This window comes from Streptomyces sp. NPDC004051, assembly GCF_053604275.1.
On sequence record NZ_JBSGHG010000015.1, the window covers coordinates 32,676 to 47,174 of the forward strand.

At 72.2% G+C, this 14,499-nt stretch carries 13 protein-coding genes; 10 read left to right on the top strand and 3 right to left on the bottom strand.

What is annotated here, in order from left to right:
• Positions 1-612: 612 nt before the first annotated feature.
• Positions 613-993 carry a peptidase inhibitor family I36 protein gene (locus ACWEQO_RS17780; RefSeq protein WP_361454686.1) on the top strand — a complete coding sequence of 127 codons (381 nt, stop codon included), beginning with the start codon at positions 613-615 and terminating at the stop codon, positions 991-993.
• A 96-nt stretch (positions 994-1,089) separates the two neighbouring features.
• On the opposite strand, the gene ACWEQO_RS17785 is transcribed toward ACWEQO_RS17780, so the two are convergent.
• Positions 1,090-2,280 (bottom strand): pyridoxal phosphate-dependent aminotransferase, encoded by a 1,191-nt coding sequence (locus ACWEQO_RS17785; protein WP_452984062.1) that lies wholly within the window; start codon positions 2,278-2,280, stop codon positions 1,090-1,092.
• Between the two features lie 788 nt (positions 2,281-3,068).
• On the opposite strand from ACWEQO_RS17785, the gene ACWEQO_RS17790 reads away from it, so the two are divergent.
• The 7 genes from ACWEQO_RS17790 (at position 3,069) to ACWEQO_RS17820 (ending at position 10,506) form a co-directional block, all read left to right on the top strand.
• Positions 3,069-3,587, top strand: a complete 519-nt coding sequence (locus tag ACWEQO_RS17790) for a DUF2617 family protein (RefSeq protein WP_361454692.1) — start codon at positions 3,069-3,071, stop codon at positions 3,585-3,587.
• A 101-nt stretch (positions 3,588-3,688) separates the two neighbouring features.
• The gene (locus ACWEQO_RS17795; RefSeq protein ID WP_452984064.1) at positions 3,689-5,299 is read left to right on the top strand and encodes a polyamine aminopropyltransferase; all 1,611 of its coding nucleotides are present in this window, start codon (positions 3,689-3,691) and stop codon (positions 5,297-5,299) included.
• A gap of 60 nt (positions 5,300-5,359) precedes the next feature.
• Complete coding sequence (locus tag ACWEQO_RS17800) at positions 5,360-6,244, top strand: SRPBCC domain-containing protein (protein WP_452984066.1); 885 nt, start codon at positions 5,360-5,362, stop codon at positions 6,242-6,244.
• Positions 6,245-6,314: 70 nt separating this feature from the next.
• Positions 6,315-7,130, top strand: coding sequence for an aldose epimerase family protein (locus ACWEQO_RS17805; protein ID WP_452984068.1), 816 nt, complete (start codon positions 6,315-6,317; stop codon positions 7,128-7,130).
• Positions 7,131-7,150: 20 nt separating this feature from the next.
• On the top strand, positions 7,151-7,699 hold the full coding sequence (pyrE, locus tag ACWEQO_RS17810) for an orotate phosphoribosyltransferase (RefSeq protein WP_452984070.1): 549 nt from the start codon (positions 7,151-7,153) through the stop codon (positions 7,697-7,699).
• Between the two features lie 179 nt (positions 7,700-7,878).
• The gene (gene fbaA / locus ACWEQO_RS17815; RefSeq protein ID WP_361454707.1) at positions 7,879-8,910 is read left to right on the top strand and encodes a class II fructose-bisphosphate aldolase; all 1,032 of its coding nucleotides are present in this window, start codon (positions 7,879-7,881) and stop codon (positions 8,908-8,910) included.
• Positions 8,911-8,973: 63 nt separating this feature from the next.
• On the top strand, positions 8,974-10,506 hold the full coding sequence (locus ACWEQO_RS17820) for an MFS transporter (protein WP_452984072.1): 1,533 nt from the start codon (positions 8,974-8,976) through the stop codon (positions 10,504-10,506).
• A 20-nt stretch (positions 10,507-10,526) separates the two neighbouring features.
• On the opposite strand, the gene ACWEQO_RS17825 is transcribed toward ACWEQO_RS17820, so the two are convergent.
• Together ACWEQO_RS17825 and ACWEQO_RS17830 are read right to left on the bottom strand one after the other, a co-directional pair.
• A complete protein-coding gene (locus ACWEQO_RS17825) occupies positions 10,527-10,949 on the bottom strand; it encodes a DUF3151 domain-containing protein (RefSeq protein WP_452984074.1) in 423 nt (140 codons plus the stop codon).
• Positions 10,950-10,965: 16 nt separating this feature from the next.
• Positions 10,966-12,141 carry a PP2C family protein-serine/threonine phosphatase gene (locus ACWEQO_RS17830; protein WP_452984076.1) on the bottom strand — a complete coding sequence of 392 codons (1,176 nt, stop codon included), beginning with the start codon at positions 12,139-12,141 and terminating at the stop codon, positions 10,966-10,968.
• Positions 12,142-12,311: 170 nt separating this feature from the next.
• Here ACWEQO_RS17830 and ACWEQO_RS17835 point away from each other — a divergent pair, with 170 nt between their 5' ends.
• Positions 12,312-13,142 carry a tryptophan 2,3-dioxygenase family protein gene (locus ACWEQO_RS17835; protein ID WP_452984078.1) on the top strand — a complete coding sequence of 277 codons (831 nt, stop codon included), beginning with the start codon at positions 12,312-12,314 and terminating at the stop codon, positions 13,140-13,142.
• Entirely contained in the window at positions 13,135-14,409 is a 1,275-nt protein-coding gene (gene kynU / locus ACWEQO_RS17840) for a kynureninase (protein WP_452984080.1), read from the top strand. The genes ACWEQO_RS17835 and kynU overlap by 8 nt, the downstream gene beginning before the upstream one ends.
• Positions 14,410-14,499: the final 90 nt, after the last annotated feature.

The window sequence follows — 14,499 nt, forward strand, 5'->3', positions numbered from 1 at the left end:
GCGGCAGGTGTGCGACCAAGGAATGGAAGTGATTCGAACCGGAGTAGTGGGAATGCGAAATCGCCAGTGGTGGCCGGGGTTGCTATTCGGTCGGCCCGGAGACCTCGACCGTAATCCTGGTGCACGTCTCCACGCGACATCCGATGGACACCGAATGGACTCCGATGCTTCATTTTCACCGGAAGGCGGAGTGATGCGGAGTGATATCGGGCGCCCTGCCCGGCGCCCACCGATGACGGGATCTGCACTACGGAGCCCCAGCGTGCTCAAGCCCGGCCCGTATCCGGCATCGTGTCCGCGATGCCGAGCGGAGCCGACTCCGGCCCGGGGGACTCGGCGGAAATTGAACGGAGCACCGATCGGAAACGGCCGATGCGGCGGCTCCACGGCCTGACATGAGGAAGACCCGTGAGGGAAACGCCCCCGACATCCCGCCGAAAGCCGCAGGTGGAGATCGCCCATACCTCATGGCAGGTCCGGTGCTCACGGGTTTGGAAATACCGGCGATTCGGCCATGCGGCATATCCCGTCCAGCCATTTGTCGAAGTGCCGATCGCGTCGGCTGCGGCTGCGGTACTGTGCAGTCGACCGCAAAACAAAAAGGGGAAAAGCATGTCTCGAATCGGAAGCACCTCCTCGCGCTTATGGACCGCCGCGGCGGCCCTGGCACTCACCGCGGGAACCGCCTTCCTGACCGCGAGTCCGGCGGCAGCCGACTCCAGCCAGTGTCCGTCCGGGTCCTTCTGCGTGTGGGAGCAGTCGAGCTACCGGGGCGACTTCAGGCACTACACCTCGTCGAACCCCAATGTGGGCGACTACATGAACGACCGCATGACCTCGTACTGGAACCGCACCGGTAAGACGGTCAGCGTCTACGAGCACTCCAACTACGTCGGGTGCATGTTCACGGTCCCGCCGGGCGGCTCCGACGCGGCCGTGGCCTCGCACTTCAACGACAAGATGACGTCCCTCCGCGTCGGCAGCGGCTGCTGACACCACCCGGAGGACGGCGGCGTTCATGGAACCGAAGCAGTGAGCGCCCCGTGAGCCCGACGCGCCCCCAGCCCGGACCGGGCTGGGGGCGCGATGTCAGGGCGCCAGGTGTTGCAGGCGGCCGGCGGCCTCGTGGAGGACGTCGTCCTTCTTGCAGAAGGCGAAGCGGACCTGGCTGCGGCCGGCTTCCGGGTCGTCGTAGAAGACGGAGTTGGGGACGGCGACGACGCCGCAGCGTTCGGGGAGGGCGCGGCAGAAGGCGTGGGCGTCCTTCTCGCCGAAGGGGGCGATGTCGGTGGTGATGAAGTACGTGCCCTGGGGGCGGTAGACCTCGAAGCCGGCGGCGCTCAGACCCTTCGCCAGCAGGTCGCGCTTGCGCTGGTGGTCGGTGCGGAAGTCGTCGAAGTACGCGTCCGGCAGGGCGAGGGCCTCGGCGACGGCGTACTGGAAGGGGCCCGCGGAGACGTAGGTCAGGAACTGCTTGGCCGAGCGGACCGCGGTGACCAGGGCGGGGGCGCCCGTCACCCAGCCGACCTTCCAGCCGGTGAAGGAGAAGGTCTTGCCCGCGCTGGAGATGGTCACCGTGCGCTCCCGCATGCCGGGGAAGGTGGCCAGGGGGATGTGTTCGGCGTCGTCGAAGACCAGGTGCTCGTAGACCTCGTCGGTGATCACCAGCAGGTCGCGTTCGACGGCCAGCGCGGCGATCGCGGACAGCTCCTCGCGGGTGAGGACGGTGCCGGTCGGGTTGTGCGGGGTGTTGATCAGCAGCAGGCGGGTGCGGTCGGTGACGGCGTCGCGCAGCTCGTCGAGGTCGAGGCGGAAACGGCCCCCGCGTGGGCGCAGGGTGACCGGCACGCGAGTGGCGCCCGCCATGGCGATGCAGGCCGCGTAGGAGTCGTAGTACGGCTCCAGGGCGATCACCTCGTCGCCGGGCTCCAGCAGCGCGAGCAGGGCGGCGGCGATCGCCTCGGTGGCGCCGGCGGTGACCAGGACCTCCGTGTCGGGGTCGTGGGACAGGCCGTAGCGGCGCTGCTGGTGTGCGGCGATCGCGGTGCGCAGCTCGGGGACGCCGGGGCCGGGCGGGTACTGGTTGCCGCGGCCGTCGCGCAGCGCCCGCACCGCCGCCTCCCTGATCTCCTCGGGGCCGTCGGTGTCGGGGAAGCCCTGGCCGAGGTTGAGGGAACCGGTCCGCAGGGCCAGGGCGGACATCTCCGCGAAGATCGTGGTCCCGAACTCGGCGAGCCGACGGTTCAGGAGGGGCCGCGCGCTGGAGGTCATACCGGCCATCCTGCGCCGAACCTCTGGAGTTCCTCAAGTCTGCTTTGGCTTGTGCGGGCGGCGGGCATCTCCCGTCCACACGCGTGAGCGAGGCACCCACGGGGGGCTGCTTCGGGGGATTCACGGGGGACGAAAGGACGGTGGCGTCATGGTCATCGGCATCACCTTGGTTCTGCTCTTCGCGCTGGTCTTCGTGCTGTACAAGGCGTTCGCGGCGGCGCCGGGACGCCGTTCCGGTCGCCGGACGGGGGCGTCCAGGAGCCGGCGCGGCAGTTGGTGGGCCGGGGATTCGGGGGGCAACTCCGTCGGGGCAGGGGGGAGTCACGGCGGGGTGTCCTGTGGGAGTGACTCGTCCTCCGGCGGTTCGTCCTGCGGGGGCGGGTCGTCGTGCGGGGGCGGCGGCGGATGCGGTGGAGGCAGCTGACGGGGGGCCTGCCTCCGTACGGGGGTGACGCGTCCGCGACGGTGGGGTCCGCGCCCGGTGCGGGCCCCACCGTGCTGTGCGCCCGCGTACGCGCCCGCGTATGCGTCAGGTGTGCGCTGGGTTGAACAGGTGATCTGGAGAGCCCCCGGGGGGATGGAAAGCCCACGAAGTTGGGTAAAAACGCTGTGGCAGCAGCACAGTTCGTGATTCCCTCTAAATCACCGGCACAGCCCTCCGACGCCCTGCGGATCCCCTTTCCGACCGGCCGAACGGCCGAACGGGCTGACGGGCCGAACTCCCCGGCGCCACCGGGGTGCGGCGGTGCCTCCGTCTCCCTCTCCTGCCCCTCCTTGTCCGCTTGCGGAGCCGATTCATGCTCACGACTCTGACCACCTCCTACACCGACACGCGCGCGGCCGACCTCGCCTGGGCCCTGGGGCGCGAGCCGCTCCCCGCGCTGGCCACGCTCGACCTCGAACTGACCGGAGCCAAGGTCCAGTTGAGGCTCCTCGGCGCGTCCCACCAGGTGCTGCTGGAAGAGGACCGGGGGGTCTGCTCGGAGACGGTGGCCTGCCTTCCGGGCAGCAGCACGCCCCTTCCGCTGGGTGTCGCCGAACAGGTGGGCGACTGGGAGTACGAGTTCGCCGCCCGGGTGGAGATGCTCTCCCCCGGTTCCTTCGGGGGGCGCGCGCAGGAGTTGCTCGCCCTGGTCTCCGACCATCCCCAGGGCCTCGCCGGGGTGTTCCCCGGGAGTCCGCACGCGTTCACCGCGATGCTCGCCCAGCGCCACGAGAACCAGGTCCACTGGCGGACCTGGCACGCCTATCCCCAGGACGGCCAGCTGGTGATGACCCGGACGAGGGTGGGCGTACGGGTGAAGGCGGCCGTCTGAGGGGCGTCGCGGAGGTTCCGTCAGCGGCTCCGTCAGCGTGAAACAAACACCACACGTGTGGGTGACGGTCCGCACCGGAGGCGTAACGTAACGTCGCAGGGGTGATCGAACCGCAGGCCCTCGCCCCGACCCGTCCCACGCAACCCCGGGACAGGCCGGGCGGCAGCGGCGGCGGCCCTTCGGACAGCCAGCTGAAGCTGCCGGTGCGGCAGGGCACCGGCCGGTTCCTGGTCCTCGCCGGGGTGTTCGTCTGCGCGGCCTGCGGACTCGTGTACGAGCTCGAGCTCGTGGCACTGGCCTCGTACCTGATGGGCGACTCGGTGACCCAGGCGTCCGTCGTGCTGTCCGTCATGGTCTTCGCCATGGGGATCGGCTCGCTGGCCGCCAAGCGGCTGCGCCGGCACGCGGCGGCCGGTTTCGGCGCCGTCGAGGCCGTGCTCGCCCTGGTCGGCGGGTGCAGCGCGATGGCCCTGTACGCCGTCTTCGCCTGGACCGGTTCCTGGGGCGGGCCGTGGGTCCACGGCCCGCACGTCCTGCTGGTCGCCTTCTCCCTCGCCGTCGGCCTGCTGATCGGGGCCGAGGTGCCGCTGCTGATGGAGCTGATCCAGCGGATCCGCCGCCAGGACGCGGGCGGCGCGGTGGCCGACCTGTTCGCCGCGGACTACGTCGGCGCTCTCGTCGGCGGGCTCGCCTTCCCCTTCCTCCTCCTGCCGTTCCTGGGCCAGTTGACGGGGACGCTGATCACCGGCGCGGTCAACACGGTGGTCGGCGGCGCGCTGGTGCTCGGCCTCTTCCGGCAGGACCTGACCCGCCGTGCCCGCCGGCTGCTGCTGATCGCCAACCTCTGCGTGCTGGCCGTCCTCGGCTCGGCCGTCCTGCTCGCCGACGACTTCGAGCGGGCCGCCCGCCACGCCATGTACGGCTCGGACGTCCGGGTCGCCCTGCAGACCGACGCGCAGGAAGTGGTGCTCACCGGCGGCCTCGACGGCCGGCCCCTGGACCTGTTCCTGGACGGCCGGCTGCGGGCCGGCAGCCGGGACGAACTCCGCTACCACGAGGCGCTCGCGCACCCCGCGATGACCGGCCCGCAGGCGCGCGTGCTCGTCCTCGGCGGCGGTGACGGACTGGCCGCCCGCGAGGTGCTGCGCCACCGCGGTGTGCGGCGGGTCGACGTCGTCGCGCTCGACGCGGGCGTCGTGCGGCTGGCCCGCCGCGACCCGGCCCTGTCCGAGCTGAACGACCACGCCCTGGACGACCCGCGCGTCCGCGTCAGCACCGCGGACGCCTTCGACTGGCTGCGCCGGGCACCCCCGGCGACGTACGACGTGGTGGTCTCCGACCTGCCGCGCCCGGAGGCCACCGAGAGCACCAAGCTGTACTCGCAGGAGTTCTACGGTCTGGCCCGGCGCGTCCTGGCGCCCGGCGGGCGGCTCGTGGTGCACGCCGGGCCGGTGGTGTCCCGGCCCCGGACGTTCTGGACGGTGGAGTCGACGGTCCGCTCGGCCGGCTTCCGCACCCGCCCGTACAGCAGGGGCGACCGGGGCTTCGTCCTGGCCGCCCGCTCCGTCCCCGAGCTGCGCCTGGACCCGTCCGGTCCCCGTCCGCGCACCCTCACCGACGGCTCCCTCGCGGCCGGTGCGCGAGCCGCCGCGCGCACCCGGGTCCCCGACCTGCCGCCGTCGACGCTGCTGCACCCCAGGTACGCCCGCTGAGCCGCTCTTTCGCGCCGACGGGGATACAGCCCGGCGCCGCCGTGGGTAGGCTCCGCAGTCATGGAGCACGAGGTGTTTGTTCCGGTTCCGGTGGAGCGGCTCAGGGAGGCGCTGGACGACCCCGCGCGGGTCGCCCGCGCGGTGCCGGGGCTCCAGCACGACGCCGGGACGGATCCGGTCGCCGGCCGGCTGAAGTTCCGCGTCGGCAGCCACTCCATCACCTACCGGGGCTCCGTACGGCTCTCCCGGCACGAGGACGGTTCCTACGCCGTCGAGGGCGACGCCGTCGAGACGCGCGGCACCGGTGCGGTGAAACTGGCGCTGCGGCTGCGCCCGCTGGCCGCGGAGGGCGGCGCCACGCTCACCGTCGACGGCACGGCGACGGCCGACGGCCGGGTCACGGAGCTCCCGGCGGACGCGGTGGCGTCGGCGGTGGCCCGCCTCCTGAACCGTTTCGCGGAGAACCTGGGAACGGCGGCGGACGAGCCTCCGGCCCCCGCACCGGCCCCCGTCTTCGACCCGGAGGCCGTCCCCCCGCCGCCCCTCGACCCCGCGCCCCGGGAGGAGACCGAGGACGACATCGGGGGTGACGTGGACGCTGCAGATTTCACAGGCGATGTGGACGACACGGATCTCGCGGACGTCACGGACGATGTGGATGCGTTCGACGGCATCGACGGCATCGACGGTGTCGACGACCTCGACGACCTCGACGACCTTGACGGCGCCGACGACACCGTCGCCGAGGCGGCGCACGCGCGGCGCACGATGATCGGCCGCAGTGCCGAGGAGGTGGACCACGCCCCGCCCCGGGGCCGTTACGCACCCGTCCCCGCCCCGCAGACCGTCTCCACGGTCACCCCCCTGCGCTGGGCCGCCCCGGCGGCCGCCCTGGCGGTGGCCTCGGCGATCGTCGCCGTGCGGGCACTGCGCAGACGCCGCTGACCCCGATCCGGGGCGCGGGCCCGGCCCGAAACCCGGGATGCCCTCTTGATCACCCCAGTAGGGTCGTCCCGTGAGCAACAAGGACATCACTCTGACCGCGGGCGACGCGGAGGTCACCGTGCGGCCGGAAAACGGCGGGCGGGTCTCGGGACTGCGGGTCGGGGGCGTCGAGCTGCTGCGCCAGGGCGACCGCTACGGGTGCTTCCCGATGGTTCCCTGGTGCGGGCGGATCCGGGACGGCCGGTTCCGGAACGGCGCCACCGTCCACCGGATGCCGCTGAACGCCCCGCCGAACGCCATCCACGGCACCGCCCGCGACGCCGTCTGGCGTACCGCCCGGGCGAGCCGGGACGAGGCCGTGATCACGTACGACCTCGGGGAGCCCTGGCCGTACTCCGGGCGGGTGACGCAGGTGATCACGCTCGGTGCGGACTCGCTGACCCTGGCCATGGCCGTCGAGACGTACGAGTCCTCCTTCCCCGCGCAGGTCGGCTGGCACCCCTGGTTCAACCGCGCCCTCGACGGCACGGACACGGCAGGCGCAGCAGACGCAGCGGACGTACGCATCGACTTCACGCCCGCGTGGCAGGAGGAGCGCGGCGACGACCACCTGCCCACCGGCCGGCGGATCGACCCGAGGCCGGGCCCCTGGGACGACTGCTTCGGCATGCCGGGCGGCGTCGACGTCACCCTCACCTGGCCGGGGCGGCTGGAGCTGAAGGTGACCAGCCGCGAGGAGTGGGTGGTGGTCTACGACGAGCAGCGCGAGGCCGTCTGCGTGGAGCCACAGACCGGTCCGCCCGACGGGCTGAACAGCCACCCGCGCCTGGTCACCCCACTGGAACCGCTGGAGGCCACGACCACCTGGACCTGGCGCGGGCTCTGAGGCCGTCTACCCTGGCTGCCATGAGCGAGGTACGCAGCGCGCTGCTGCAGCAGATCAAGGACAAGGCCGTGGTGCACGGCAAGGTGACCCTCTCCTCGGGTCTCGAGGCCGACTACTACGTCGATCTGCGCCGCGTCACCCTGGACGGCGAGGCCGCCCCGCTGGTCGGCCAGGTGCTGCTGGACCTCACCGACGGGCTGGAGTTCGACGCGGTCGGCGGGCTGACCATGGGCGCCGACCCGGTGGCCGCCGCCATGCTGCACGCCGCCGCCGCGCGCGGCCGGAGGCTGGACGCCTTCGTGGTCCGCAAGGCGGCCAAGGCGCACGGCCTGCAGCGGCGCGTGGAGGGCCCGGACGTCAAGGGCCGCCGGGTCCTGGTCGTCGAGGACACCTCCACCACCGGCGGCTCCCCGCTCACCGCCGTCGAGGCCGTGCGCGAGGCCGGCGCCGAGGTGGTGGCCGTCGCGACCATCGTCGACCGGGCGACCGGCGCCGCCGAGAAGATCCAGGAGGGCGCCGGGGTGCCGTACCTGTTCGCCTTCGGCAAGGACCAGCTCGGTCTGGACTGAGATCGCGGCCGACCGGCCGGTCCTCCGTCCGACAAGCTCCGACATAACGACTTGACCTGCGCCGTCGACCAGCCGGGCACGTCTGGGAGGATGGGGCCGACAATGACGTCGCATCCAAGGTTCCAGGTCAGGGCCGACAGCACCCAGTACGCCACACCGCACGCATAAGGAGCGGACAGATGCCCATCGCAACTCCCGAGGTCTACAACGAGATGCTGGACCGGGCGAAGGCAGGAAAGTTCGCCTACCCGGCCATCAACGTCACCTCGTCCCAGACCCTGCACGCGGCACTGCGCGGCTTCGCCGAGGCGGAGAGCGACGGCATCGTCCAGATCTCCACGGGCGGCGCCGAGTTCCTGGGCGGCCAGCACAAGAAGGAGATGGTGACCGGCGCGGTCGCCCTGGCCGAGTTCGCGCACATCGTCGCCGAGAAGTACGACGTCAACATCGCCCTGCACACGGACCACTGCCCGAAGGACAAGCTCGACGGGTACGTCCGTCCGCTGCTCGCCGTCTCGGAGGAGCGGGTCAAGGCCGGCCGCAACCCGCTGTTCCAGTCCCACATGTGGGACGGCTCCGCCGAGACGCTCGCCGACAACCTGAGCATCGCCCAGGAGCTGCTGGAGCGCGCCCGCGCCGCGAAGATCATCCTCGAGGTCGAGATCACCCCGACCGGCGGTGAGGAGGACGGCGTCTCGCACGAGATCAACGACTCCCTCTACACCACGGTCGACGACGCGATCCGCACGGCGGAGGCGCTCGGCCTCGGCGAGAAGGGCCGCTACCTGCTGGCCGCGTCCTTCGGCAACGTGCACGGCGTGTACAAGCCGGGCAACGTGGTCCTCCGTCCCGAGCTGCTGAAGGAGCTCAACGAGGGCACCGCCGCCAAGTACGGCAAGCCGGCCGGCTCGCAGCCGTTCGACTTCGTCTTCCACGGCGGCTCGGGCTCCAGCGAGCAGGAGATCCTGACCGCCCTGGAGAACGGCGTGGTCAAGATGAACATCGACACGGACACGCAGTACGCCTTCACGCGTCCGGTCGTCGACCACATGTTCAAGAACTACGACGGTGTCCTGAAGGTCGACGGCGAGGTCGGCTCCAAGAAGACCTACGACCCGCGCACCTGGGGCAAGCTGGCCGAGGCGTCGATGTCCGCGCGCATCGTCGAGGCCTGCCGGAACCTGCGCTCCACGGGCACCCGGATCAAGTAACCCGCTCGTACGCGTCGAGCCCGGCACCTGCCCAGGTGCCGGGCTCTTCCGTATGCTCCCCGTATGCCCGATGTCCGGCTGGCCTCCCCGCAGGGCAAGTGGATCCTGCTGACCACGGTGCTCGGTTCCAGCATGGCCCTGCTGGACTCCACCGTCGTCAACGTCGCCCTCCCGCGCATCGGCCGCGACCTCGACGCGGACCTCGCCGCCCTGCAGTGGACGGTCAACGCGTACATGGTCACGCTGGCCGGGCTGATCCTGCTGGGCGGGGCGCTGGGGGACCGGTTCGGCCGCCGGAAGGTGTTCGTCGTCGGGGTGCTGTGGTTCGCGACGGCCTCCCTGCTGTGCGGTATCGCCCCGAACGCCGGTGTGCTGATCGCCGCCCGCGCCCTGCAGGGCGTCGGCGGCGCGCTGCTCACGCCCGGCTCGCTCGCCCTGATCCAGGCGTCCTTCCATCCCGACGACCGGGGCCGGGCGGTGGGCCTGTGGTCCGGCTTCGGCGGGATCGGCGCGGCGGTCGGCCCGTTCCTCGGCGGCTGGCTGGTGGACGGGCCGGGCTGGCGCTGGGTGTTCCTGATCAATGTGCCGCTGGCCGTGGTGTGCGCCCCGATCGCCGTGCGCCACGTACCGGAGTCGGACGGCGGGCAGCAGGCCACCGGCCGCTTCGACGTGCTCGGCGCGGTCCTCGGCGCGCTCGCCCTCGCCCTGGTGACGTACGCGCTGATCGAGGCCGGTGGGGGCTCTCCGGTGGTCGCGGTCGCCGCCGTCGCCGGACTGGCCGCCGCCGTCGCCTTCGTGGCCGTGGAGAAACACCGCGAGCACCCGATGATGCCGCTGGACGTCTTCGCCTCCCGCCAGTTCACGGCGGTCAACGTCGTCACGCTGTGCGTGTACGCGGCCTTCGGCGGTTTCTTCTTCCTCGCCGCGCTCCAGCTCCAGGTCGCCGTCGGCTGGTCCGCGCTCGCCGCCGGCACGGCCCTGCTGCCCACGACCGCGATGATGCTGCTGCTCTCGGCCCGCTCCGGCGAGCTCGGCGACCGCATCGGGCCGCGCATCCCGCTCACCGTCGGACCGCTGCTGTGTGCCGCCGGGATGCTGCTGATGACGCGGGTCGGGCCGGGCGCCTCGTACCTCACCGATGTGCTGCCGGCGCTGCTGGTGCTGGGCCTCGGCATGGTCACCCTGGTGGCGCCGCTGACCGCGACCGTCCTCGCCGCCGTGGAGACCGCGCGAGCGGGCCTGGCCAGCGGCATCAACAACGCGGCGGCCCGCGCGGCCGGCCTGGTGGCGGTGGCCGCGCTGCCGCTGCTGGTCGGGATGGGGCCGGAGGCGTACCGGGAGCCGGACGCCTTCAACGAGGCGTTCCGGCAGGCGATGGTGCTGTGCGCCGGGGTCCTGGTGGTCGGCTCGGCCCTCGCCTTCGCGACCGTACGGCGTCCCGCGCCGGGCTGCCGGCGCCCCGAATGCCGTACCCACGGCAGCGTGGCCGTGCCCCCGCTGGAGGCCGAGACCGAACTCGAGCCCGGGACGGGGCGGAAAGGTGGTGTTTCACGTGAAACACCACCGCCGCCCGGGCCCCGGATGCCCGGAACCTAGGTGCCCGGGAGTCCGGGACTCTAAGCCCGCTTCAGCTCCTCGTACGCCTCGGCGCTGCTGTCCTGGAGGAACTGGCGGCACCGCTCCGCCTCGTCCTTCTCCTCGATCGCCTCGGCGGCGCGGGCGAGGGCGGCGAGGCAGCGCAGGAAGCCGCGGTTGGCGCGGTGGCTCCAGGGGATCGGGCCGTGGCCCTTCCAGCCGGCCCGGCGCAGCGCGTCGAGCCCCCGGTGGTAACCCGTCCGGGCGTACGCGTACGACTCCACCACTCGCCCCGCCTCGAAGGCGTCGTCGGCGAGCATGGCCCAGGCCAGCGAGAACGTGGGGAACTTCGCCACCACCTCGGCCGGAGGCAGGGAGTCCTCGGCGAGCAGGCGGTACGCCTCCTCGTTCTCCGGCAGGTGCGTGGGGTCCGGGCCACCGAGCAGGTTCTTCTGAGTGGTCATGCCGCCAGTCTGCCATCTACGGCGAGGCGCCCTCCCGGGGCCGTGCGGTGGCGCCCGACGTGTCCGAGGCGGTCGACGCGGGCGGGTCCAGGGTGACGGCGAGGAGGGCGGCGTCGTCCTGGAGATTCCCCCCGGTGTGCCGGGAGACGGCGGAGAGGACGGCGTCGAGTACCGCGTCCGGGTCGGGCGGAAAGTGCCGGGAGAGTGCCGGAACGGGGTCGAAGAAGGTCCCGTCCGCGTCGCGGGCCTCGTTGATGCCGTCGGTGTACAGCACCAGGGTGGCCCCGACGGGCAGGTCGAACAGGTCGACCGGGATCTCGTCGTCGGCGTCGAGGAGGTCGAGGCCCAGGGGCAGCGCCGGCGCGGTCGGTTCCAGCAGGAGCGCCTTGCCCTCGTGGACCAGCAGGGGCGCCTCGTGGCCCCGGTTGGCGACGCGGAGCACGGAGTAGTCGGGGGGAAGCTCCGCGACGACGGCCGTGGCGAACGACTCGGCTTCCGCTCCGCTCGCGTGTCTGATGCCCGACTGCATCCGGTCCTCCAGCTGCCGGACGACGCCCGGCAGATCCGGTCGGTGGTCGCTGGCCTCGTGGAACGAGCCGAGCAGGGCGTTGACGGTACGGGCCGCCTCGACCCCCTTGCCGCGCACGTCGGCGATGAGCATCCGGATGCCGTGGGGCGTCTCGTGGACCGCGAAGAGGTCACCGCCGATGGAGGCCTCCTTGTGGGCGACCTCGTACCGGGTGGCCACGGCCAGCCGCCCCACCCGGTCGGGCAGGTCCGGGAGCACCGCCCGCTGCAGCACGGCCGCCACCTCGCGGCTCGTTCTCAGGTCCGCCCGGTCGCGGGTCAGCAGCACGTTGAGGAACGCCGCGACGACGGTGAGAACGACCAGGCTGCTGAACGGGACGAGCTCGTCGGGGGTCGGCTCTCTTCTCAGGAACACGAGGCCGAGCCCCACGAGGTTCGCCGCCACGCCGGTGGCGATCGTCCCGCGCAGGGAGAGAAGCGGCGCGGCCGCCACCGGGGCTGCCACGAGCAGGGGGAACGTGTTGAGACCCCCTCGGGTGAAGAAGCTGAGGACGAGTGCGGCCACGATGATCGCGGCGGGCAGCCCGCGCAGCCGACGCCCCCTTCCCGTCGGCTCCTCGTGGCCGCTCGACTCCTTGCGGCCGTTGCGCGCTCCGCGGCCCATGACCCGATCGTCTCAGGGAATCGGGCCCCCGGCAGGCCCGGCGATGTTCACACCGGGCGGACCTTGCGGTCGTGGGTGACCATGAGCAGGATGCACCGTGGGGACCGGGGCCCCCGTGTCGGTAACGGCAGGGGCGGACCGCTACCCGGAGTACATTTCAGGAGACAGCGATGTCCCACGAGGCTTTTGAGCCGGAGACCCCGCATCTCGACTTCGAGGGCACGACCCCCTACGAGGACTACGTCAGGGCGGATGTCCTCACCCACCTCCAGCACACCCTCTCCGACGATCCCGGAGAGATGGTCTTCCTGGTCACGACCCAGGTGATGGAGCTGTGGTTCACCGTCATCGTGCACGAGTGGGAGACGGCGGCGAACGCGCTGCGGGGTGACGACGTACCGACCGCGATCGACGCGCTGAAGCGGTCCGTGCGGGAACTGGAGGCGCTGAACGCCTCCTGGAAACCACTCGGACAGCTCACTCCCGCCCAGTTCAACGCCTACCGCGGCGCGCTCGGCGAGGGCTCCGGCTTCCAGTCGGCGATGTACCGGCGCCTGGAGTTCCTGCTCGGCGACAAGTCCGCGTCCATGCTGGTCCCGCACCGGGGCGCGCCCCGGGCGCACGCCGAGCTGGAGAAGGCGCTGCACGAGCCGAGCCTGTACGACGAGGTGCTGCGCTTCCTCGCTCGGCGCGGGCACGCGATCCCCGAGGACGTGCTGCGGCGCGACGTGTCCCGGCGGTACGAGCCGTCACCGGAGGTGGAGGCGGTCTGGACGGCCGTCTACTCGGGTGACGAGCGGGACGAGACGGCCCGCCTCGGCGAGGCGCTGACCGATGTCGCCGAACTAGTGTGGCGCTGGCGCAACGACCACCTGGTCGCCACCCGCCGCGCGATGGGCGCCAAGGCGGGCACCGGAGGCTCCGCCGGGGTGGCCTGGCTGGAGAAGCGGGCGCAGAAGAACGTGTTCCCCGAGCTGTGGACGGCGCGATCCCATGTCTGAACCGGTCGGGAAAGCCGAGGAAGCCGTGAAAGCTGTAAAGGCCGAGGAAGCCCTGAAATTGGACGCGGCCGACGAACTGGCCGTCCATCGGGCCGCGTTCGTGCTGGAGGAGGACGGCGAGACCGTCTACCTCGACGGCAACTCGCTGGGCGCGCTGCCCGCCGCCGTCCCCGGCCGGATCGAGGACGTGGTCCGCCGGGAGTGGGGCGAGCTGCGCATCCGGTCCTGGACGGAAGAAGGCTGGTGGACGGCGCCCGAGCGGATCGGCGACCGCATCGCGCCGCTGGTCGGCGCGGCGGCCGGGCAGATCGTGGTCGGCGACTCCACCAGCGTCAACGTGTTCAAGGCGCTGGTGGCCGCGGTGCGGATGGCGCGGCGGACGGATCCGGGGCGGGACGAGATCGTGGTCGACGCGACCACGTTCCCCACGGACGGCTACATCGCCGAGTCGGCGGCCCGGATGACCGGCTGCACCCTGCGTCCGGCACCGCCGTCCGAGGTGGCGGGCGCGCTCGGCGCCCGTACCGCCGCCGTGCTGCTCAACCACGTCGACTACCGCACCGGCAGGCTGCACGACCTCCCCTCGCTCACGGCCGCCGTGCACGCGGCGGGGGCGTACGTCGTGTGGGACCTGTGCCACAGCGCGGGCGCGCTGCCGGTCGGACTGGACGAGCACCGTGTGGACCTGGCGGTCGGTTGCACCTACAAGTACCTGAACGGCGGCCCCGGCGCCCCGGCGTTCCTGTACGTGCGCGAGGACCTGCAGCACCTCTTCGACTCCCCGCTGCCCGGCTGGAACTCCCACGCGGAGCCCTTCGGGATGCGCCCGGAGTACGAACCGGCGCCGGGCGCGCTGCGCGGGCGGGTCGGCACCCCGGACATCCTCTCCATGCTCGCCCTGGAGGCGGCGCTGGAGGTCTGGGACGGCGTCACGGTCGAGGCGGTGCGGGCCAAGTCCCTCGCGCTGACGGACTTCTTCCTGGAGTGCGTCGAGGCGTACGTCTCCGAGGACAGGGTCGCGTGCGTGACCCCGCGCGCGCACCGGGAGCGGGGCAGCCAGATCGCCCTGAGCTGCCCGGACGCCGGTGACGTGATGAAGCGGCTGATCGAGCGCGGGGTCGTCGGCGACTTCCGCCGCCCGGACGTGCTCCGCTTCGGCTTCACCCCGCTGTACGTCGGCTTCGCGGACGTGGAGCGGGCGGCGCGGCTCCTGGCGGACGTCCTGGCGGAGACCTCGACGGACGCCTCCGCGGGGACCGGGGCCTAGGAGACGGCCCGGCCGGGACGGTGCCCGCGCGGTGCGGGTGTGGACGGGGTGTGGACGGGAGCGGAGGCCGGTGCGGCACGGTCTGCTGTC

Bases quoted from the DNA above. Each gene is read 5' to 3' on its own strand.
- ACWEQO_RS17780 (WP_361454686.1), top strand. From the start codon at position 613: ATGTCTCGAATCGGAAGCACCTCCTCGCGCTTATGGACCGCCGCGGCG.
- pyrE (WP_452984070.1), top strand. From the start codon at position 7,151: ATGAGCGAGGTACGCAGCGCGCTGCTGCAGCAGATCAAGGACAAGGCC.
- ACWEQO_RS17820 (WP_452984072.1), top strand. From the start codon at position 8,974: ATGCCCGATGTCCGGCTGGCCTCCCCGCAGGGCAAGTGGATCCTGCTG.
- ACWEQO_RS17800 (WP_452984066.1), top strand. From the start codon at position 5,360: ATGGAGCACGAGGTGTTTGTTCCGGTTCCGGTGGAGCGGCTCAGGGAG.
- ACWEQO_RS17830 (WP_452984076.1), bottom strand. From the start codon at position 12,141: ATGGGCCGCGGAGCGCGCAACGGCCGCAAGGAGTCGAGCGGCCACGAG.
- ACWEQO_RS17825 (WP_452984074.1), bottom strand. From the start codon at position 10,949: ATGACCACTCAGAAGAACCTGCTCGGTGGCCCGGACCCCACGCACCTG.
- fbaA (WP_361454707.1), top strand. From the start codon at position 7,879: ATGCCCATCGCAACTCCCGAGGTCTACAACGAGATGCTGGACCGGGCG.
- ACWEQO_RS17790 (WP_361454692.1), top strand. From the start codon at position 3,069: ATGCTCACGACTCTGACCACCTCCTACACCGACACGCGCGCGGCCGAC.
- ACWEQO_RS17785 (WP_452984062.1), bottom strand. From the start codon at position 2,280: ATGGCCGGTATGACCTCCAGCGCGCGGCCCCTCCTGAACCGTCGGCTC.
- ACWEQO_RS17835 (WP_452984078.1), top strand. From the start codon at position 12,312: ATGTCCCACGAGGCTTTTGAGCCGGAGACCCCGCATCTCGACTTCGAG.
- kynU (WP_452984080.1), top strand. From the start codon at position 13,135: ATGTCTGAACCGGTCGGGAAAGCCGAGGAAGCCGTGAAAGCTGTAAAG.